The 21374-nt window shown below is 45.1% G+C and carries 22 protein-coding genes; 11 read left to right on the top strand and 11 right to left on the bottom strand.

Translation table 11 applies throughout. From position 1 onward, the window contains the following. Window positions 1–181: 181 nt before the first annotated feature. From QUB64_RS01575 to QUB64_RS01565, 3 genes are all read right to left on the bottom strand, one after another. Entirely contained in the window at window positions 182–853 is a 672-nt protein-coding gene (locus tag QUB64_RS01575; RefSeq protein ID WP_333274007.1) for a hypothetical protein, read from the bottom strand. 417 nt (window positions 854–1270) lie between these two features. After that, on the bottom strand, window positions 1271–2152 hold the full coding sequence (locus tag QUB64_RS01570) for an AraC family transcriptional regulator (RefSeq protein WP_333274009.1): 882 nt from the start codon (window positions 2150–2152) through the stop codon (window positions 1271–1273). Between the two features lie 847 nt (window positions 2153–2999). After that, window positions 3000–3299, bottom strand: a complete 300-nt coding sequence (locus tag QUB64_RS01565) for a hypothetical protein (protein WP_333325393.1) — start codon at window positions 3297–3299, stop codon at window positions 3000–3002. 168 nt (window positions 3300–3467) lie between these two features. Between QUB64_RS01565 and topA the strand changes: the two genes are divergently transcribed. The 4 genes from topA (at window position 3468) to QUB64_RS01545 (ending at window position 9211) form a co-directional block, all read left to right on the top strand. Beyond that, entirely contained in the window at window positions 3468–6251 is a 2784-nt protein-coding gene (topA, locus tag QUB64_RS01560; RefSeq protein WP_333274014.1) for a type I DNA topoisomerase, read from the top strand. A 338-nt stretch (window positions 6252–6589) separates the two neighbouring features. After that, window positions 6590–7957, top strand: coding sequence for an AAA family ATPase (locus tag QUB64_RS01555; RefSeq protein ID WP_333274017.1), 1368 nt, complete (start codon window positions 6590–6592; stop codon window positions 7955–7957). Continuing rightward, window positions 7958–8863, top strand: coding sequence for a DUF4435 domain-containing protein (locus QUB64_RS01550; protein ID WP_333274020.1), 906 nt, complete (start codon window positions 7958–7960; stop codon window positions 8861–8863). It abuts the gene before it with no gap. 99 nt (window positions 8864–8962) lie between these two features. Continuing rightward, complete coding sequence (locus QUB64_RS01545; RefSeq protein ID WP_333274025.1) at window positions 8963–9211, top strand: DUF4926 domain-containing protein; 249 nt, start codon at window positions 8963–8965, stop codon at window positions 9209–9211. A 212-nt stretch (window positions 9212–9423) separates the two neighbouring features. Here QUB64_RS01545 and QUB64_RS01540 read toward each other — a convergent pair whose 3' ends face one another. The 4 genes from QUB64_RS01540 to QUB64_RS01525 all read right to left on the bottom strand — a co-directional run bounded on the left by QUB64_RS01540 (window position 9424) and on the right by QUB64_RS01525 (window position 10977). Further along, a complete protein-coding gene (locus QUB64_RS01540) occupies window positions 9424–9777 on the bottom strand; it encodes a DUF5615 family PIN-like protein (RefSeq protein ID WP_333274028.1) in 354 nt (117 codons plus the stop codon). Between the two features lie 4 nt (window positions 9778–9781). Further along, a complete protein-coding gene (locus QUB64_RS01535) occupies window positions 9782–10108 on the bottom strand; it encodes a DUF433 domain-containing protein (protein ID WP_333274031.1) in 327 nt (108 codons plus the stop codon). Between the two features lie 288 nt (window positions 10109–10396). Next, window positions 10397–10771 (bottom strand): type II toxin-antitoxin system VapC family toxin, encoded by a 375-nt coding sequence (locus QUB64_RS01530; protein WP_333343305.1) that lies wholly within the window; start codon window positions 10769–10771, stop codon window positions 10397–10399. After that, window positions 10762–10977, bottom strand: a complete 216-nt coding sequence (locus QUB64_RS01525) for a hypothetical protein (RefSeq protein WP_333274036.1) — start codon at window positions 10975–10977, stop codon at window positions 10762–10764. The genes QUB64_RS01530 and QUB64_RS01525 overlap by 10 nt, the downstream gene beginning before the upstream one ends. A 415-nt stretch (window positions 10978–11392) precedes the next feature. Here QUB64_RS01525 and QUB64_RS01520 point away from each other — a divergent pair, with 415 nt between their 5' ends. After that, entirely contained in the window at window positions 11393–13867 is a 2475-nt protein-coding gene (locus QUB64_RS01520; RefSeq protein WP_333274039.1) for a phosphoketolase family protein, read from the top strand. Window positions 13868–13972: 105 nt separating this feature from the next. On the opposite strand, the gene QUB64_RS01515 is transcribed toward QUB64_RS01520, so the two are convergent. Further along, complete coding sequence (locus QUB64_RS01515; protein ID WP_333274042.1) at window positions 13973–14296, bottom strand: hypothetical protein; 324 nt, start codon at window positions 14294–14296, stop codon at window positions 13973–13975. Then, on the bottom strand, window positions 14293–14520 hold the full coding sequence (locus tag QUB64_RS01510; RefSeq protein WP_333274044.1) for a DUF433 domain-containing protein: 228 nt from the start codon (window positions 14518–14520) through the stop codon (window positions 14293–14295). Before QUB64_RS01510 ends, QUB64_RS01515 begins: the two co-directional genes overlap by 4 nt. A gap of 171 nt (window positions 14521–14691) precedes the next feature. On the opposite strand from QUB64_RS01510, the gene QUB64_RS01505 reads away from it, so the two are divergent. Next, complete coding sequence (locus tag QUB64_RS01505) at window positions 14692–15330, top strand: histidine phosphatase family protein (RefSeq protein WP_333274047.1); 639 nt, start codon at window positions 14692–14694, stop codon at window positions 15328–15330. A gap of 34 nt (window positions 15331–15364) precedes the next feature. On the opposite strand, the gene psaK is transcribed toward QUB64_RS01505, so the two are convergent. Together psaK and QUB64_RS01495 are read right to left on the bottom strand one after the other, a co-directional pair. Further along, window positions 15365–15625, bottom strand: coding sequence for a photosystem I reaction center subunit PsaK (psaK, locus tag QUB64_RS01500; protein ID WP_333274050.1), 261 nt, complete (start codon window positions 15623–15625; stop codon window positions 15365–15367). A gap of 209 nt (window positions 15626–15834) precedes the next feature. Beyond that, window positions 15835–15972: a hypothetical protein gene (locus tag QUB64_RS01495; RefSeq protein WP_333274053.1), complete on the bottom strand. Its 138-nt coding sequence runs from the start codon at window positions 15970–15972 to the stop codon at window positions 15835–15837. A 12-nt stretch (window positions 15973–15984) separates the two neighbouring features. Here QUB64_RS01495 and QUB64_RS01490 point away from each other — a divergent pair, with 12 nt between their 5' ends. From QUB64_RS01490 to QUB64_RS01470, 5 genes are all read left to right on the top strand, one after another. After that, complete coding sequence (locus QUB64_RS01490; RefSeq protein WP_333274056.1) at window positions 15985–17199, top strand: acetate kinase; 1215 nt, start codon at window positions 15985–15987, stop codon at window positions 17197–17199. Window positions 17200–17399: 200 nt separating this feature from the next. Beyond that, window positions 17400–17726 (top strand): nucleotidyltransferase domain-containing protein, encoded by a 327-nt coding sequence (locus QUB64_RS01485; protein ID WP_333274059.1) that lies wholly within the window; start codon window positions 17400–17402, stop codon window positions 17724–17726. Then, complete coding sequence (locus QUB64_RS01480) at window positions 17723–18112, top strand: HEPN domain-containing protein (protein ID WP_333274061.1); 390 nt, start codon at window positions 17723–17725, stop codon at window positions 18110–18112. Before QUB64_RS01485 ends, QUB64_RS01480 begins: the two co-directional genes overlap by 4 nt. 607 nt (window positions 18113–18719) lie before the next feature. Beyond that, window positions 18720–18899, top strand: a complete 180-nt coding sequence (locus tag QUB64_RS01475; RefSeq protein WP_333274064.1) for a hypothetical protein — start codon at window positions 18720–18722, stop codon at window positions 18897–18899. Further along, window positions 18883–21374: CHAT domain-containing protein (locus QUB64_RS01470; RefSeq protein WP_333393937.1), on the top strand; the 2492-nt coding region annotated here is incomplete at its 3' end. The genes QUB64_RS01475 and QUB64_RS01470, both read left to right, overlap by 17 nt.

Here is a 21374-nt window from a genome sequence, read left to right as displayed (position 1 = left end):
CCAGAAAGAATTGGTTGAAAGCCTCTCCCTTATAGGGAGAAATTAAAAGCAGACTGTTCGTTGCTCGAATCCTCTGACTGACCGGGAGAGGTCGCATCAACTGTCAACTGTCAACTGTCAACTGTCAACTGTCAACATTTTTTTGTCCTACATAAAGTCTATCTAAGGTTGCCGATTCACGCTACCAACTCACAATCAGCGGCAATCCAGGTCGGAAATCTACCAGTTTACCCTGCACTTCTCCATCAAAACCCATCTCTAAAAAATCCTCGGTTCCCCTCCTTAATTTGACCTGATTTGTATCAATTACTGCTTGCAGTTCTGGTGATGGATTATTGGCAGCAGGACTGACTAATTCTACACGAGTAATTTCGCGGAAACCAACACCATGTTCCAGAGGCTGTAATTTCTCAGCAGAGGATGAATCTGGACGTTTTCCCCAGGGAATTTGGAACAGCATCGGTTCAGCCAAATTATCGCTATTTGTGGCTACCGCGATGCTGATTGTTTCAGGTAAATAAGGTGGATGATAGGCCCAACTAGAAAATGCAATTTTGTCAGGAGAATCTGTGCCTGGACGCAAACAGATGCCGAAGGGACAGGCGCCATTGTTCCGATTTGTCGATCGCTCCCACAGACGAGTCCGACGAATTGGCTCAGATTGCGCCTCTTCTGGATCGTGAATCCATAACAATTCCAACATCGCGTTAGGGAAAAAGAAACAGCGATTGGTTGTACCTTGTCCGCGATGGATTCTAGACAAGCCCTCGACTAAACCGAAGGATGAAAGGATCTCGGCTTCTGGAGCACCAATATCAGTCAAGATGAAGAGATGGTCAAATTCAAAAGCCATAAATTTTTAGCTATCAAACGATGAAATTAGAGGAGATCATTTGTAGGGAAACGGCAATGCCGTGTCCGGCGGGGAGTTATGCACATAACAGATAATTTCTCTCTAATTAATGACTGTAGCAATATTTTTTTAAATTGGCATTATCCCAAATCGGGGTTAGTTATCCCCTTTACTATCTGGCGTGGTGCGTCGCTACTTAAATCGTTGTCAATAGCTAGAATTGTCGGTGGCGACGCACCCTACGAATAATATTGACATCAAGGGGATGTTTGCCCTGATTTGGCATTAGTTGGACTCAACTACAGTCCTGGACGCACCACCATCAAAGAAACCGGGTTTTTGGAGAAAATCATTCGCTGTAGTCCATAGAGCGAGTAAAAAACCCGGTTTCTGGCCACCCATCCGTCTAGAACTCAACTACTTTAATGGAAGAAACACGTCAGTAATCGCCTCAGATTCAGGTACGTCTGGAAAGAGACTTACTCTCTCAAAATATAGCGGAAAGTCTCGGAGTTCTTCACCGCTTTGTGGCAACCATTCGGAGTAAAGATATCTTACTGCTGCATCGAGATTATCGTTAGAACCAGTATACCGCAGTACGGCACAACGACCTCTAGGGATAATTTTTTCCTTCACCCCGAATGAGTTTTTTGTAACATTACGATCCGTGGCTGCACAAATATCAAGGCGATAGTCTTCCGGCGCAGTTTCCGCTGGATTGTCTACGACAATGTTGAAAGTTTTGCTAACCTTGGGAGGTAGATTGTTCTGCTTGCGCCACTCGATAAATTGGCGGACAGAGTTGCCGATTAGCTGCGGATCTCCCCGATGTTCGAGGGCCGCAACCTTGGTTTCTTTGAAGATGACGATTTTGACTTGTTCAGCGTATGTATCCGATTTCATGTGTTGGCTCCTCAGTTCGCTTAATTGTTGGTAAGTTGCGTGCCAAGCTTCCCATTGTGGCTGCTTTCTGAATTCAGAAGGAGTTTGTGCTATGCTCTTCTTGAATGCGCGAGCAAATGCTTCAGGGCTTTCGTAGCCACTTGTGAGGGCAATATCGACGATCGGGCGATCGCGAAATGCGAGCTGATAAGAGGCGCGCTTCAAGCGATTTAACTGGACGTATTTGTATACGCCGATTCCGAAAAAATCAGAAAACTGTCGGTGAAAATGATATTTTGAGAACGCAGCAATAATGCTAAGTTCATCTACACTGAGATTTTCTTCCAGATTGGCATCAATGTATTCAAGTAATTTCTGAAATCGAGAGCGATAGGCATCAAAAGCTTTTACATTCACAAAATATCCTCCTTGGCTATCTCAAGGTTATCTCTTGAGACCAACTAAAGCCTGACAGAAGTTGCTACATTTGCGGCTGTTTGTTTTGATACATAAGATTCGATCGCTTCTTAAAAAGCATCTGCGTTTATTTGTGTCTATCAGCCTTACATCTGCGGTCGGCCGAAAATTTATGCAATAAGTTTGATCGTGATAATAATATCGAATATCCACTTCAACGCCATTTTATACTAAATCTTGGTTAGTTACCCCTTTGATGATGGCGGTGGTGCGTCGCTACTGAATCTTGATAAATAGCCAGAATTGTCGGTGGCGACACACCCTACTTTTCACTTTGATGATGGCGGTGGTGCGTCGCTACTGAATCTTGGTAAATAGCCAGAATTGTCGGTGGGGACACACCCTACTTTTCACAAAGGCTATATCGAATATCCACTTCAACGCCATACTATACTAAATCTTGCTTAGTTATCTCTTTGATGATGGCGGTGGTGCGTCGCTATTGAATCTTGGTCAAGAGCCAGAATTGTCGGTGGCGACACACCCTACTTTTCACTACTTTTCACAAAGGCTATAGCGGTTCTCAAGCGTGGTGAGGTATGCGCGGTTTGGCCGGTTTGGCCTATGCGCTATGCGCTATGCCCATAGCCCGGTTTGGCCGGTTTGGCCGGTTTGGCCGTCAAGTACCTCATCTTTCTGAGAAAGGCTATATATCGAATATCCACTTCAACGCCATACTATAAATATTGTCGCTTGCTGCGTCGCTCGATTATCGCTCTTTGTTTGAGGATAGTCGATGAATCCGCACTTGAGGAATACTATTAATCAAATATTTACGCAATCTTGCCTAGTGTCGATCGCAACGCGCTCCCAAAATGGTATCAAGAATTAGTCCCACAATATCTGATGTTAGCTGGTGAGTGCGATCGACTATTTGACAAATTCTCGATCGCATTTCAAGTTTTTTTTGCGGGGAAACCATCAAATCTTGCCCAATCTCAAATCGAAAAATAGAAAATCTACAACAGAGGAACCATCCGCCCGCATCCAACAGTCTCAGCATCCAGTTACCGCCAATTCTGCTAGAGTCAGGTGAGAGATATTCCGTGCATCTTGCAGAGACAAGGGTTCCCGGTCTTTGCCCCAAAAGCAGTAAAATCCCATCAGCTTGTAACCTGCAACCCGATCGGCAGTAACTTAAACATTAAGGTAATTTGAAATAATCCCCTAAAGTTCCCCTAAGCCTTGACATCCGACCTACACTCTGTAAATTAGACACTCTAACTGCGCCGCCATCCATATATAAAAAGATGCCATGTCAACTTTAGTCATCGTCGAATCTCCCACAAAAGCCCGTACCATTCGGAACTTCCTGCCCTCTACGTACCGGGTAGAGGCATCTATGGGCCACGTGCGCGACCTACCATCCTCCGCCGAAGAAATACCAGAAGCGGTTAAAGGAGAAAAATGGGCGCAACTCGGCGTCAACGTGGAGGCAGACTTTGAACCACTTTACGTCATCCCCAAAGATAAAAAGAAAATTGTTAAAGAACTCAAAGATGCCCTCAAAGACGCCACAGAACTGATTCTAGCCACTGACGAAGACCGGGAAGGCGAAAGCATTTCCTGGCATTTGCTGCAAATCCTCAAACCCAAAGTGCCCATCAAGCGGATGGTGTTTCACGAAATCACCCGCGAAGCCATTCGCGACGCCCTAACCCACTGCCGCGATATCGACAATCGAGTAGTACAAGCCCAGGAAACTCGCCGGATTCTCGATCGACTCGTCGGATACACGCTATCTCCGCTACTGTGGAAGAAAATCGCCTGGGGTTTGTCCGCAGGGCGAGTCCAGTCCGTCGCAGTCAGGCTTTTGGTACGCAGGGAACGGGAACGCCGCGCCTTCCGCCAAGGTAGCTACTGGGATTTGAAAGCAAGTTTGACCCCCCCCAACCCCCCCCTTGGTAAGGGGGGGGCTTCGGACAATCCCCCCCTTAGCAAGGGGGGACAGGGGGGTGCTTTTGATGCCAAACTCGTGACAGTGGGGAATGTAAAAGTTGCCAACGGTAGCGATTTCGATGAAAATACCGGACAAATTATCGCAGGCCGCCGCGTACTTTTGCTCAACGAAGAACAGGCGCGGGCTTTACTCTCGCGCATTCAAAACAAACCCTGGACTGTCGGTAATATCGAAGAACGGCCAGTCACCCGCAAACCCTCGCCACCGTTTACGACCTCGACTTTGCAGCAGGAGGCTAACCGCAAGCTGAGGCTGGGTGCGCGGGAAACCATGCGAATTGCCCAAAGTTTGTACGAACGCGGTTTTATCACCTATATGCGGACGGATTCGGTGCATTTGTCCGAACAGGCGATCCAAGCCGCCCGCAGTTGCGTGCAAGAACTTTACGGTAGCGAATACCTCAGCCCCCAACCGCGCAAATACACGACGAAAAGCAAAGGAGCCCAGGAAGCCCACGAAGCTATCCGCCCGGCCGGCAGCACTTTTCGGACGCCACAGCAAACTGGATTGGATGGGATTGATTTCCGCCTTTACGATTTGATTTGGAAGCGGACTGTCGCTTCGCAAATGGCGGATTCGCGCCAAACTCACGTCACGGTATTAACTCAGGTAGAAGATGCCGGTTTCCGTTCCAGCGGGAAACGCATTGATTTTCCCGGCTTTTTGCGCGCCTACGTGGAAGGTTCCGATGACCCAGATGCTGCTTTGGAAGACCAAGAGGTGATTTTGCCGGCGCTGAAGGTGGGGGATAAACCTAATTGCAAGGATTTAGAAGCAATTGGGCACGAAACTCAGCCTCCGGCCCGTTTCACCGAAGCTTCTCTGGTGAAGATGCTGGAAAGCGAGGGTGTGGGCCGTCCGAGTACCTATGCGAGTATTATCGGTACAATTGTCGATCGCGGATACGCGAAATTAATAGCTAACGCGCTAATTCCGACATTTACCGCTTTCGCCGTCACGACTTTATTAGAAACACATTTCCCCGACTTAGTAGACACGGGTTTTACTTCGCGAATGGAACAAACCCTGGATGAAATTGCCACGGGCGAGGCGAAATGGCTGCCGTATTTGCAAAAGTTTTATACAGGGGAAACGGGACTCGCCACCCAAGTTAAAGAACAAGAAAATCAGATTGACGCGAAAGTTGCCCGAACTGTGATATTGGAAAATATCACGGCAAAAGTCTGCATCGGTAAATACGGCGCTTACCTGGAATCTGAAAACGAAGAAGGCCAAGTAAAAGCATCGATTCCGCAAGATTTGACTCCGGCAGATTTAGACCCGGAAAAAGTCGATTTTCTGTTAAAGCAAAAGACGGAAGGCCCGGAAAAATTGGGTCTCCATCCGGAGACTGGGGAACCGATTTACGTGCTGATTGGCAATTACGGCCCCTACGTTCAGTTGGGGGATGTTTCGGAAACGAACAAGAAACCGAAGCGTTCTTCTTTACCGAAGGGGACGGATAAGGATAATGTGACGCTGGATATGGCGGTGAGTTTGTTGACTCTACCTCGGTTGTTGGGGACTCACCCGGAGACGGGGGCGAAGGTGCAGGCTAATTTGGGGATGTATGGCCCTTATGTGGTGCACGACCAGGGTAAGGTTGGTAAGGATTATCGATCGATCAAGCCGCCGGACGATGTTTTGACGATAACGCTCGATCGGGCTTTAGAGTTATTATCGCAGCCGAAAGCCGTCCGCGGTAGCAGCAAAACAGCGACACCTTTAAAGGAATTGGGCGCGCATCCAGAGTCGGGAGAACAGATCAATGTTTACGACGGCCGCTACGGCCCCTACGTGAAACACGGCGATATCAATGCTTCTTTGTCGAAGGATGAATCTGTGGAGAATTTCACCTTACAAAAAGCACTGGATTTGTTAGCAGCGAAGGAAGCGGCGGGCGGCGGAAAATCTAGCAAGTCGAAGAAGTCTACCAAGACTGCGGCGGCGAAGTCGGAGACTGCAACTGAGAAGACTGCGGCGAAGAAAACGACTGCTAAGAAGACGACGACGGTGGCGAAGAAAACCACTACTAAGAAGGCGGCGACTGCGACTGCGACGAAAAAGAAGACAACGTGAGTTGAGTTGAGTTTTCACTCATCGAGAAACCCGGACGGTGTAGGGGGCGGTGCCCCCGTGCCCCCGGTTTTTTAGTTGTTACAATACTGCACACACTTAGGTTTGTAGTAAGGACTTCAGTCCCTCAAATTGGGTTTTAGTGTCGTAGGGCATTACTACCAACCGATATGTAAAATTTTGATAATTTTATTGACTAGAACTTGACTAGACACAAAAAATGCGGTAATTTGGAGTTATAGTGTTGATGAATGGGTTGTATATCAAAATCTCCACAAATAAGCAATTAGCTAGTTTGGGAGTCTTTTAATCATTAACTACAACTACTGAAATTTATAGTTATGTTATTGGGTGAACATTTGAACTCAAGCCAGTTAAAGTCGTTTTCAGTTAACGGCTTATTTGGCTTTAAGGATGTAACCATTCCTTTTGACAAAGAAGCCGTTCTTTTAATTGCAGAAAATGGCTCGGGAAAAACTACTATTTTAAATGCACTATACTACTCAATATCTTGTAAGTTTCACAAATTAATTTCTATAGATTTTGAGTCGATATTGCTTGAATTTGCATCTGGGGTTAGTGTCGAAATCAAGAAAAGCGATTTAAAGTCATTTTACAAGCTAGACTTTGTGGAGTCGATTTCTTTACTAAAACAGTATTTACCCAGTCGAGAAATAGATATGCTCCTAAGAGAGTCTAGGAAAGGCTCATCCTCCGATTTATTTCGTAGACGCTTACTAGATTTGAGAGAGAGGTATGGTGGGCTTATACCTTCTAAATACTTAGAAGAGATGGATTTGAGGGCTAGAAGCGATCAAGTAGAAAGTCAAAAAAATAAAGTTGATAAAATTAGAACAACTATCCAAGAGAATTTAAACGAATCCATCCTATATTTTCCAACATACAGAAGAATTGAGGAAGATCTAAAAAATTTAGGTTATGAAGAAGATAAATTTGAGCGTTTAGGTTTTGCTGAAGGAGAAGGTAAGCTCATTCAATTCGGTATGGATGATGTTATTGGTAAGTTTGACGAGATTAAAACTGCCATTAAAAACTCAGCACTTAATCTTTTTTCAAAGGTAACAGGTGAAATTCTCACCCAGTTTGTTGAGGGTATTGAAATTACTCCTGAAATGAGAAATAGTATTAAACCTGAAACACTGAATATAGTTTTGAGCCGTGTTGGTGAAAAAAATATATCAAAATCTGATAGGGCAAGAATTGAAAAGTTAGTTAGTTCTGGAGATATAAATTCTGCTCAATACGATCAACTTGTTTATTTTTTGTCAAAATTGGTTGGCTTATATGAGCAGCAAAAAGAGAAGGATGACTCAATCAACCAATTTGCTACAATATGCAATGAGTATTTGAGTAAAAAGCGTATCATCTATGATGAGGCTAATGTAGATATATCTATCATTCAAACTAGAAATAATAGCCCAATTGATATCAGAAATCTTTCATCTGGGGAGAAGCAGATTATATCACTTTTTTCTAAGATTTATTTAGAATCTTCTGAGGAATTTATTCTGTTGTTTGATGAGCCAGAATTATCACTTTCTATTGAATGGCAAAAGCTGTTGCTTCCTGATATTTTGAAGTCAGGAAAATGTAGGCTGCTTTTGGCAGTTACTCATTCCCCATTTATCTTCGATAACGAGTTGGATTTGAATGCTAACGATCTAGATGTTTTTGTGCGAGAGAAATGAATGTCAGTAGATAAGTTAAGAGCTTCCCGCAATAAAGCTGTCACAGTATTTGTTGAGTTTACTAGATTGTATAAGCAGTACGAATCAGCACTTTATTGCTTTTTCGAGGGAGAAGATAGTAAATACTATGGAATTAGAATCAAAAATATTGCAAGACCAGAGAAAGATATATACCTTAGTTGTAACGGTAAGGAGGGTGTGTTAGGTATTTACAGAATGCTCTCATCACGCAAACATTACGCAAATGTCAGAGCAGCTTACTTTGTGGATAGAGATTTTGATAAATCAATCAATGAAATGAGTATGACCGGAATATATGAAACGCCCTGCTACTCAGTAGAAAACTTTTATACATCAATTCAATGTTTTTCTGAGATTTTGAAAAATGAGTTTAAGTTAACAGAATCAGATGAGAACTTTGAAAGATGTCTTGCTCTTTATACAAAACTACAGGAAGACTTTCATAATGCAGTCGAACTGTTAAATACTTGGATCGCTTGTCAAAGAGAGCGGTCTAATAAACTAAATATTTCAGATATTAGTGTGTTACGTTTTGTACAGATTGACTTAAATCGAATCACGATAATGTACACAATTGAGAGTTTGTATACTACGTTTTCAAATATGCCTATTCTATCCCAGCAGGAACTAGATACTAAGAAATCTGAGCTGGCAGCTAAAACTCGACAAAAAAGTTTTAGAGGTAAATTTGAAATTGAATTTTTATGTGTTTTTCTTCAAAAACTTATGGGCGAAGCTAATCAGGGAAATTATCCATATTTTACTAGAAAAGTGAAGGTTGTACTATCCTTATCGAAAAGGACAATAATTTCTGATTTGTCTCAATATGCTGATACACCAAGCTGTCTTTATGCCTATCTTGAATCTCTTAAAATTGTCCCTTGAAACGGTAGATTTTGATGTTGAATTTTACAATTTGGATACAACGACGGATTGATGGAAAATTTCAGTTCGTGACGCTCAAACCTCTTAAGGAGAATTAACATGACCCTAGAGCTATATCAGGAAGTTGCTTTAACCCGTGACTTACCAGAATATCAACTCAAAGCAGGAGATATTGCAACCTTGGTTGATTTTGTTTCTCATCCTAGTGGTGGTGAAGAGGCCTGTCTGTTGGAAGTATTTAATGCTGTTGGTGAGTCTCTGACAGTCATAGCAGTCCCAATCTCTACTGTAGAAGTTCTACGCTCTGATGAAATCTTAACAGTTCGTTCTTTAGCAAAAGCAGGTTAATATTCATTCAATCGTCGGGTTGAATCGTCTTCACTCCAGCAAAATATTGTGACCATTGTTCAGTGCGTGGATTAAACAACTTAACGCGCGTTTGCGCGATCGCACCACCCACCCTATCCCTGACCTCCCGCGGGTCTAAAATCTCCTCAGTCGTCAGAAAGGCGATATGTGCGATCGACTTTACCTGCCTTTGTCACCCAGCAGGCGATCGCTTAAGATATAGACGGCGGCCCTGAGCGATAAACTCGAATCAATTGACCTGTTAATGTTTCAAGTGAGGAAATAGCCTCATTAATATTAGCAGCCATTCTGGCTAAATCCTCCTCTGCCCTACAGACAATGATTCCAGCATGGTCAGGCTGCAAGCTGTGCAGTCTGATAAAATGACGGCGATTAAGAGTTAAAACAGCCCGATTTTCACTTACTGCAAAAGCTAACACTTTTTCGTCAGGAATCTTTTGGTTATCCCTTCCGGCTTCTTGCACTGTCAGAATATTGTGACTCATAGAGCGCAGTAATTCTACAACCACTCTGGGAAATTGTTCGTCAGCATACAGACGCGCCATTTTCTCAATCCTCGTCATTCTCGCGGATAGCTATTTCAATTTCATCTGGAAAAGCGGCCGCATAAGCCCAAGCATTTGCTAGATCGGTAGCAGTTAGTGTGGGATAGTTATCTAAGAGTTGGGATTCGTTCATGCCTAAGCGGCGAAAAGTCACCAGCACCCAAACAGGAATCCTAGTCTTTCTAATACAAGCATCACCGCCGCAGACACCAGGAGTTTTGCTAATTCCTTGCCAGGTGTTAGCTAAATTTTGGGTTAATAATTGGATAATTTGAGCTTTCTCTGCTGGCGTTAATGCTAGAAGTTGCGCTTCTAATTCTTTGATTGTCATGGAATCTTATTTGATTTATTAATTAGGTATCTATTTGGTATTATAGTGCGATCGCCCGAATAAGTTTTTTTCCTATGTATGCACGTTGACTCTGTTTTGCAAGGTACGTCGCTATTAGATTGTCGATTTTTCTTGGGAATTTAAGGGTGGCGATGTACCCTACAGGTACTATCGCTACTATCGAAGATGAATTGAGGATTTCCGAAGGTGCGAGCGCGAGGGAACTCTTTGCTGTGAGAAACGATCGCCCTTTTTGCAACACTTCTATGAAAGTGCGATCGCCCTTTTTTACAAAATTTGCACTGACTCAGTATTAATCTTTGTTAAATTAGTCAGTTTGATATCATTCGTCAACAGCATTGCATTGAGAAAATTGGCTGTTGCTGCAACTACGGCATCGGGAAGTTTGAGCCTGTAAGTTTTACGCAATGCGATCGCCAAATCCTTGATATTACTATCCAGCCCAACCACTGTAATATTAGTCAAGAAATCACGAATCAGTACCTCTTCTTCAGAACTAAGACTAGGATAAGATAATAATTCTATCTCAGTTATCACTGAAACAAAATATTGTCCTGCTGGTAATGGATTTATTAAGCGGCCGCCCAAGTAGTACAAAGCTACATTGGTATCTAACACAATTAAAGCTTGACTCAATCCCACTCCTCCCTAATTTGTTTCTGGTACTCTAACGGGTCTTGAATTAGTTTAATGACACCCGCATACTTGGCTAAATTACTTTTTTCTGTCTTTTGAATTATCAGAGTCTCTAACAATTGCTCAATTTTCTGCCAGTCCTCGTAATCAATCAATACTGCAACTGGACGCATTGCTTCATCGGTGACAAGTTTTTTCTTAACAGGTAGCATTAAGGCCCCCTTCAGATTTAATGTTTAACTTTTTCATTATAGCTCCACAATTGAAAATCTGCATATGTAATATAAATTATTCTCACCTCTACCTAAAGAAGTATCTTTTTTATTGCTGGCTTTTACCCCTCACAACCTCCGGCTTTTCTGCCGTGATAATAGCTGACTTGTTACTCAAAAATTAACGTTGATTTAAACTTGGATTTAGATAAAATTGGTACAATTCAATTGTTTGCTTGTGAAATATGGAGTAAACATAAATTACGCACTCCCACAAAGAAACCGGGTTTTTTGCCTAATCTGCGGGTTGCAACCAAGTATTTTTGTAAAAAACCCGGTTTCTGGATCCCCAGAAGTCCTAATCTCAAAACAAAGTTTACCAAAAAAACAACCACAACTCAGGAGTCAACAGCTTATGATGCTAGGAACCACCGAGATCCCGCAATTAAAGCCGCTTTCCGACTCAGAAATGCACAAAATGAACGCCTACTGGCGCGCTGCAAATTACCTATCCGTCGGACAAATCTATCTCCTCGACAACCCGCTACTCAAAGAACCCCTCAAACTCGAACACGTCAAACCCCGACTCCTCGGACATTGGGGCACAACTCCAGGCCTCAATTTTATCTACGTTCACCTCAACCGGATTATCAAATCCCAAGACCTTAACGCCATCTACATCGCAGGCCCCGGACACGGCGGGCCTGGCTTGGTGGCTAACACCTATCTCGAAGGGACTTACACCGAATATTACTCGAACATTTCCCAGGATGAAGAAGGGATGCAACGGCTGTTCAAACAGTTCTCGTTTCCCGGCGGTATCCCCAGCCACGTCGCGCCGGAAACTCCGGGTTCGATTCACGAAGGCGGCGAGCTCGGCTACGCCCTCGTCCACGCCTACGGTGCGGCCTTCGACAATCCCGATTTGATTGTGGCGGCTGTTGTCGGTGACGGGGAAGCGGAAACCGGCCCGCTGGCTGCTAGCTGGCATTCTAACAAGTTTCTCAATCCGGTTCGGGATGGGGCTGTGTTGCCGATTCTGCACCTGAATGGCTACAAAATTGCTAATCCGACGCTGTTGGCGCGCATTCCCCGCGAGGAATTGGAAAGTTTGATGGTTGGTTACGGCTACAAGCCTTATTGGGTGGAAGGTTCAGACCCGGAGACGATGCACCAGTTGATGGCTGCAACTCTCGATACTGCGATCGGCGAAATTAAGGCGATTCAGGAAAAAGCGCGGACTGACGGTTATGCCGATCGCCCGCAGTGGCCGATGATTGTGATGAAAACTCCTAAAGGCTGGACTGGGCCGAAGGAAGTTGACGGTAAGAAAACAGAGGGTTCGTGGCGATCGCACCAAGTTCCATTAGCAGAAATGGCTTCTAAGCCGGGACACGTCCAACTGCTGGAAGATTGGATGAAAAGTTACAAGCCCGAAGAACTCTTCGACGACAAGGGTAAATTGATTGCAGAATTGGCGGAACTTGCACCGAAGGGATCTCGGCGGATGGGGGCAAATCCGCACGCTAACGGCGGTCTGCTGCTGCGAGACTTGAAAATGCCGGAATTTGCTGACTACGCCGTAGACGTGCAGAAACCGGGTACTGTAATGGGCGAAGCAACTCGCGTGGCTGGGCGTTTCCTGCGGGATGTGATGAAACTCAATCAGGAAAACCGGAATTTCCGAGTTGTGGGGCCGGATGAGACGGCCTCAAATCGCCTCGATCCGCTGTTTGAAGTGACGAGTCGGGAATGGATGGCCCAAACTTTACCGGAGGACGATCGGCTCTTCACCCCCGATGGCCGAGTGATGGAAGTCCTCAGCGAACATCTGTGTCAGGGATGGCTGGAAGGTTATTTGCTGACGGGAAGGCACGGCTTTTTCTCTTGTTACGAGGCGTTTATTCACATCATCGATTCGATGTTCAACCAACACGCTAAATGGTTGAAAACTACGCGCGATATTCCTTGGCGCCGACCGATCGCCTCTCTCAACTACTTACTAACATCTCACGTTTGGCGGCAAGACCACAACGGTTTTTCTCACCAAGATCCGGGCTTTATCGACCACGTAATTAACAAGAAAGCGGAAGTGGTGCGGATTTATTTACCACCGGATGCGAACACTTTGCTGTCTGTTACAGATCACTGTCTCCGCAGCCGCCACTACGTCAACGTGATTATTGCAGGGAAGCAGCCGGCTTTGCAGTATTTGGACATGGATGCTGCAATCAAACACTGTACCGCCGGCATCGGGATTTGGGAGTGGGCTAGCAACGATCGAGGCGGCGAACCGGATGTGGTGATGGCTTGCGCGGGTGATGTTCCGACGCTGGAAACTTTGGCTGCTGTTGATATTCTGCGCCGCGATTATCCTGAGTTAAAGGTGCGGGTGGTGAATGTGGTGGATTTGATGACGCTTCAGCCTGCGAGCGAACATCCTCACGGTTTGTCCGATCGCGATTTTGATGCTTTGTTCACGAAAGATAAGCCTGTGATTTTTGCTTTTCACGGCTATCCTTGGCTGATTCACCGCTTGACTTACCGCCGGACTAATCACCCAAACATTCACGTTCGCGGTTATAAGGAAGAGGGGACGACTACGACACCGTTTGATATGGTGGTGATTAACGATCTCGATCGCTTCCATTTAGTTGGCGACGTACTCGATCGCGTTGGGAAACTGAGTTCTGTTGCAGCTTACGGTAAACAAGCCATGCGGGACAAGCTGATCGATCACAGGGAGTATATCACTAAATACGGCGACGATATGCCGGAAATCCGCGACTGGAAGTGGCCGCACGCGGGGGCGGTTTCGTCGGAAGGGGCTAAGGAAACGAAAGATCCGGAGGTGGGCGAACAGGGAGTGCGATCGGGCGCACCAGGGTAGGGAAACGGCATTGCCGTATCCGGCGCGGACTCGTGGATTGGGACACGGCACTGCCGTGTCCCTACAAGATTTTATTTGTTTGAGAATAGAATGTTAAATAAAGCTTCAGCAAGGAATCTCAATTTCGAGGTATGCGCCCGGAACAATTGTATCGATCGCGTTCCGAATATCGTCTTGATGTCGTTGAATGCGCGGCCACGATGTAGACAGCAATACCACAATAGCGATTTCTCGGTTTGCCAGGTTTTGTTGATAACGCAAGTTGCGATCGGTTGTTACCAGCAGATTATATCCATCGCCTTCGGCAGTTTCGAGCAGATCGCCATTTGCTAATGTTGACCATCCACGTTCATAAGCAGTATCTACTTTATGACCCAGCAACGAGCGGCGCAAGGGTACTGGCGTACCTTGATCGAACAATATTTTCATGCTTGTGCCATCTGCGTTAATGAGGCTAGCGCGCGATCGAGTAGCACTTCAACTTGGGCGCGAGTTACCCCCGGAAACCATTCGAGAAACTGGTCAATAGAAGCACCATCTTTAAGATTCTCGAAAAAGGCGGAAACAGGTACGCGCGTTCCGCGAAATACCCATGCACCACTCACCTTGCTTGGATCGCGTTCCATGACTTCAAAAAGGTCTGCATTCTGCATGACGTTCGTCTAGTATACAATTACAACAATATAATATGTAAGTTATCTTAGCATAAATCGCGAGCGCGATTTAGGATTTGTACATTCATTGGAATCATCCTGAGTTCGATAATTTGAAGGAGTTTCTTAAACTCTTTTGCTAACCCGATCGCCTTCACATACAATTAACTCATGAGCTTGAAAATCTACTTTCTACGGCACGGTGAAACAGTTTACAGCAAAACAGGCGGCTTCTGCGGCGACCTCGACGCAGAATTGACACCGGAAGGTTCTATGATGGCCGAACAGTTTGCTGCAACTTACGCAAAATTGCCTTGGAATGCTGTTTATGTCAGCCCGATGAAGCGCACAATTGCTACTGCAAAGCCTTTGTGCGATGCGGTGGGAATTGAAATGCAACTCCGCGATGGATTGAAGGAAATTAAATACGGCAAGTGGGAAGGTGAAACGGTTGAATTTGTTCGCGAAAAATATGCTGAAGATTACATTAATTGGTTGACGGAACCGGCTTGGAATGCACCGACTGAGGGGGAAACTTCTGTGCAAATTGCTAGCCGATCGTCCTTAGTTATCGCAGAAATTCAGGAAAAGTACAAGACTGGTAATGTTTTGGTGGTTTCCCACAAGGCGACTATTCGGATTGTTCTGTGCAGTTTGTTGGGGATTGATTTGGGAAGTTATCGCAATCGCATTGCCGCTTTAGCAGCTTCTATTAGTATTGTCAAGTTTGATGTCCGCGGGCCGATGCTGGAGGTTTTGGGCGATCGATCGCACATGGATGAAAACCTCCGCAATTTACCCGGTACCTAAGTTTAGAAAAGGTGCGCGGCGCGCACCCTAAATTCTAAATCGCACCAATATAAGACAATCCTAAAATCGTACCTGCTCCCAAAATATGACCGAAAGCGGTAGTTCCCAAAACTGCACCCAAACTCAAACCGCCGAACATACTCGATGAGGGCATTGCCGGCCCTGTGCTGGGATTTTTGATGGTTGATTTGCCGATGGCAATGGCTAAAATATTGCACACAACCATAATAATCCCAATTGTGGGGCTCCATTCTACGGTTCTGGGTGCAACGGTTAATAAAATTGTTGTCAACATGGCGATCGGCTCCTTAAACTTTAATCAATGAAAATCTGATGACGAAGATATATCAAATAACCGTAACGCTTGGCTACGGATTGCATTAATACTTAACATTTTGATAAATTTCTTAATAAAGTCGTCATTAGTGAATAGCTAACAATTAATACGGGTAGCCAGAAACCGGGTTTTTGAGCAAAATACTTGGTTCGAACGAGCAGAAAATGTTAAAAACCCGGTTTCTGAAGTCGGAATGCGCCAGCCCTGAATTCCCAATGCCCAATGCCCTGTTTGCCCTGTTTGCCCGATGCCCAATTCCCCATGCCCCATGCCCCATGCCCCATGCCCCATGCCCCATTCCCCATGCCCAATCCCCAATGAAAATATTAGTTTTAAATGCAGGTTCTAGCAGTCAAAAAAGCTGCTTGTACGAATTAAATGACTCGATTCTCGATCGCCCGCCAGAACCTCTCTGGGAAGCAAAAATTGACTGGAGTCACCGCGAAGGTGCGGGGGAGTTGCAAGTCAAAACTGCTGCTGGCCATACGCTTGATCAAGAAATCGCCTCGGATTCTCGCGAGGAGGCGATCGCCCGAATGCTTGAGACTCTGTGGCAGGGTGAAACTCAAGTTATTAACAGTTTAAACGAAATTGATATTGTCGGTCATCGCGTCGTACACGGCGGGGAAAAATATCAGCAAAGCACGCTAATTTCGCCGGAAGTCAAACAGGAAATTTCCCGTTTATCTGAGTTTGCTCCCATCCACAATCCGATTAACTTGGAAGGTATCGAAGCAGTTGAAAAAATCCTGCCAAATGTGCCGCAAGTTGCAGTTTTTGATACAGCTTTTCACTCGAATTTGCCGCCCGCTGCGTTTGTTTATCCCGGCCCCTACGAATGGCTGCAAGAGGGAATTCGCCGCTACGGTTTTCACGGCATTAGCCATCAATATTGCACTCGCAGGGCTGCTGAAATTCTCAACCGCGATTTGGCTGATTTGCGGCTGATTAGCTGTCATTTGGGCAACGGATGCTCTCTGGCAGCGGTTCGCGGTGGCCGGAGTGTTGACACGACGATGGGTTTTACTCCTTTGGATGGTTTGATGATGGGAAGTCGATCGGGTGCGATCGATCCTGGTATCATAATTCATCTGTTAAGGCGATCGCACTTGAGTGCTGAGGAACTAGATAATATTCTGAATCGGAATTCTGGATTGCAGGGGATTTCTGGGGTTTCTAGCGATATGCGGCTGCTTGCGGAGGCGATCGCAAATGGTAACGATCGCGCTCAACTTGCGTTGGATATTTACCTGCACCGTTTGCGATCGGGTATCGGGGCGATGTTGGCGAGTTTGGGCGGCTTGGATGCTGTGATTTTTACTGCGGGTGTTGGCGAAAATTCGGCTGCTGTCAGGGCTGCGGCTTGCGAAGTTTTTGGGTTTATTGGGTTAAAGTTGGATGGGGAAAAGAATTTGAATTCGCCCGTTGATGTTGATATTGCGGCGGTTGATTCTGCGGTGCGGGTTTTGGTGGTTCACACTCAGGAAGATTGGGAGATTGCGCGAGAATGTTGGGCTATTTTTCGCGGATGATTTGGGGGTTTAGTTCGGGGTTTTTTCGCGGTTGAGACGGCGGTTGAAACGGCGGTTGAAACCGCGTCTACACAGACGAAACCTGCCTCCGCAGGTTGAAGAGTGCAGGGGGTTAAGCTCTGAGTTTTGTGAATTTAGAATATACTCTGTACATAGATTGACAAGTACGATCGCCCTTCAACCATTTATCTATCGCCCATATGAACGTCAACCATAAGCTCCAGACTATTCTAACCCAGTTGCGATCGCAATTTGAGCTCCTGTATGGCGATCGGCTCACGCAAATGGTACTATACGGTTCCCAAGCGCGGGGCGACGCCCATCCCGACTCAGATATTGATGTTTTGGTCGTTCTCAAAGCACCAGTCCAAATCGGTGAAGAAATCGATCGAACTATCCCAATTGTAGCAGATTTATCTCTTCAAAATGACGTAGTAATTAGCTGCAACTTTATGAATGAAGAACGGTTTACTAATTATCAAGGCCCTTTGCTCAGAAATATCCGTAGAGAGGGAATTTTAATATGACACCCGATCAATTAAACTTACTTCTGAAAGCTCGTCAAAGCCTGTCAGCAGCAAGATTGATGTTGGATAGCGAATATCCAGATTATGCAGCTTCTCGCGCCTACTACACAATGTTTTATATTGCTGAAGCATTTCTAGAGGGTGAAGGATTATCTTTTTCCAAACATTCCGCAGTCATCAGCGCCTTTGGCAGAGAATTTGCTCGTACAGGGAGAGTACCTGTGAAATTTCACCAATTCTTAATTAGATCGCAGGAATTGCGAAATGCTGGAGATTATGGCGAAATGAATGCTGTAATGGCTAATCAAGCAGCAGATTCGATCGCCCAAGCTGAAGAATTTCTCGAATTAGCTCAAAATCTGATTGGAACTCTACCACCACCTTAAATACCAATTCTGAAAATTAACACTCAATCTTTCATATTTAGCCTATCATCTGTAGGGAAACGGCACTGCCGTGTCCAGCGAAAGACTATGTCAATAAAAGCTCAAAAACTGTAGGGTGTGTCGCCCTTAAAAATCCCTGAATAAAATCGACAATCTCATAGCGACGCACCAACCTATACGGCTAGTCCAAACAAACCTCATAATTTTGTTATAGCAATATTTTCAATAATTACTATTAACAAAGTCAGGAATTACGCACCACCATCGAAGAAACCTGGTTTTTTACTTAATCTGTGAAATACAGCGAAGATTTTCGGAAAAAACCCGGTTTCTGGCCACCCGTGCGGAAGTTCTGAAATACAAAAAATTGTAGGGTGTGTCGCCATTAAAAATCCCTAAAAAAAATCGACAATCTCATAGCGACGCACCAGCCTACACGATCATTGTAAGGTGCGTCGCTATTAGATTTTTACTCTTTTTTATAGATTGTCGATGAATCCACACCCTACATATACTTCACCGACTCCAGATGATTCAGAAAGTCGGGTTTCCCCCTTGTTTTTCCCCCACAAAAAAGGTAAAATTCTAAAAACATGGGTTGTAAGCAATGAACGAAGCGCGCCGCGAAGCCTATCAAAATCTGATTGAATCTATCCTCACCTGTCCCACCGAGGAAGAAAACAAAGTTTTGCAGAACAACTCCGAGTTAGTTCATGCCGGATTGATGCAGGCAAAGCCACTGGAGAGAGAAAAGAAATGCGAGAAAAGTAATGAAAATGCGACTTGATAATTTTTTCATTAATTTTTATCGTCTCCTAGCCAAATGGTTGAACATTCTCTATTTAGACATTGCTATTGCAGGTTATAAAGTTGCCATTAAAATTTTTACCAGGCAAGAATATTATGCTGAAGCTTTGGCAACGACTCAAAATAATTTGGGGATGGCGTACCTCTACAGAATCAGAGGGGAAAAAGTAGAAAATATGGAACTAGCGATCACAGCTTTTGAGGCATCCTTGGATATTTACACCCGCGACGCATTTCCCTTTGAATGGGCAAGAAGTCAAAATAATTTGGCGAGTGCCTACAACCAGAGGATTAAAGGGGAAAAAGCCGATAATCTGGAACTCGCGATCGCGGCTTTTGAGGCATCCTTGGAAGTTTGGACTCGCGAAGCATTTCCCTTTAAATGGGCAAAGATTCAAAATAATTTGGGCAGTGCCTACTTCGACAGAATCAGAGGCGAAAAAGCGGAGAATCTGGAACTCGCTATCGCCACTTATCTAGCATTATTAGAAATTTGCACCCGCAGCGCATTTCCCGAAAAATGGGCAATAATTAAAAATAATTTGGCGAGTGCCTACAACCAGAGGATTAAAGGGGAAAAAGCCGATAATCTAGAACTCGCGATCGCGGCTTTTGAGGCATCCTTGGAAATTTGGACTCGCGACGCATTTCCCGAAAACTGGGCAATAATTCAAAATAATTTGGGTAGTGCCTACAGGGACAGAATCAGAGGGGAAAAAGTAGAAAATATGGAACTAGCGATCGCGGCTTTTGAGGCATCCTTAGAGATTTGGACTCGCGACGCATTTCCCGAAGACTGGGCAATAATTCAAAATAATTTGGGTAGTGCTTATCACGACAGAATCATAGGGGAAAAAGCCGATAATCTCGAACTAGCGATCGCTGCTTTTGAGTCATCCTTGTCCATTCGCACACGCGACATATTTCCCTTTGAATGGGCAAAAAATAACAACAGTTTGGGGGATGTCTATCTCGACAGAATTACAGGAGAAAAAGTCGATAATTTGGAACAGGCTATCGCCACTTATAAGGCATCATTAGAAATTTGCACCCGTGAGGCATTTCCCTCTGAATGGGCAAGGAGTCAAAATAGTTTGGCGGCTGGCTACCTCTACAGAATCAGAGGGGAAAAAGCCGATAATCTCGAACTGGCGATCGCAGCTTTTAAGGCATCCTTGGAAATTAACACCCGCGACGCATTTCCTATAAATAATGCTATCACCTTATATAATCTCGGATTTACCTACCATAACAATTCCCAACTCCCAGAAGCGTACAATACCTTTAACTCTGCCATTGAGACAGTCGAATTAATGCGGAGTGAAATCATTATCGGCGGCGAAGCAGACAGACAGAAATTAGCCGAAGAATGGAATAAACTTTATCAGTCAATGGTAGAAGTTTGCCTAGACATGGAAAACCCCACTGCCGCCCTAGAATACATCGAACGCAGCAAAACCCGCAACCTCGTAGAATTGTTTCACAAAGCCCGCAGCCTCCCAGAAAAATTACAGCGAATTACTTTTACAGAAATTCGCACACTCTTAGCTGAAAATGAAGCGATTTTAGAATGGTACATTACCTATAACGGCTTTAAAGTTTTCCTTATCACCCGCGACTCTCCTCAACCGGATGTCTGGCAATCTTCCTCTCAAGACTTGCAAGCATTAGAAGAGTTACAACACGAATATCTCGACGACATCAAAGATGAGGAAAAATACGACAACTGGAAAAACCAACTAGAAACCCGCCTGGAAAAATTAGCCCAGATTCTGCACATCGACGAAATAATTGCTCGCCTCCCCGAAAACTGCCAAAAATTAATCTTAGTTCCCTTCCGATACTTGCACCTATTCCCCCTACACGCCCTCACCAGCAGCCGACAAAAAGCCGACAAAACCGTAGAAACCGGATACCTTCTCGAACTTTTCCCAGGCGGCGTGAGATACACGCCCAGTTGCCAACTTTTGCAATTATCTCAGCGGGAAAATCTGACAGCGGAAGACTCATCACCCAGCAAATTTTTTGCCATCCAAAACCCCACAGAAGATTTAGACTTCACCGACATCGAAGTCGAAGCCATTGCCAAATCCTTCAATCCCGCCGAAATATTGAGCCGACAAAACGCCAGCAAAACAGGATTGCAACAACAAATTTCCAGCTTGCAAAATGCCGACATCGCCCACTTTTCCTGTCACGGCTTCTTCGACTTTCTCAATCCCGAAAAATCCGCACTAATCCTAGCCGGCGCGAAAGTAACCCCCCTTAATCCCCCCTTGGTAAGGGGGGAGACAAGAGAGAATTTCCCCTTGCTAAGTGAGGAAACTGGGCGTAATCAAACTCCCCCCCTTAGCAAGGAGGGGCTGGGAGGGGTTCCCAATCAAACTCCCCCCCTTAGCAAGGAGGGGCTGGGAGGGGTTCCCAATCAAACTCCCCCCCTTAGCAAGGAGGGGCT

It is taken from the genome of Microcoleus sp. Aus8_D2, from assembly GCF_036702665.1.
Classification (GTDB): Bacteria; Cyanobacteriota; Cyanobacteriia; order Cyanobacteriales; family Microcoleaceae; genus Microcoleus.
The sequence above is the reverse complement of the archived record's forward strand: the minus strand, read 5'-3'. Positions and strand labels throughout refer to the sequence as shown.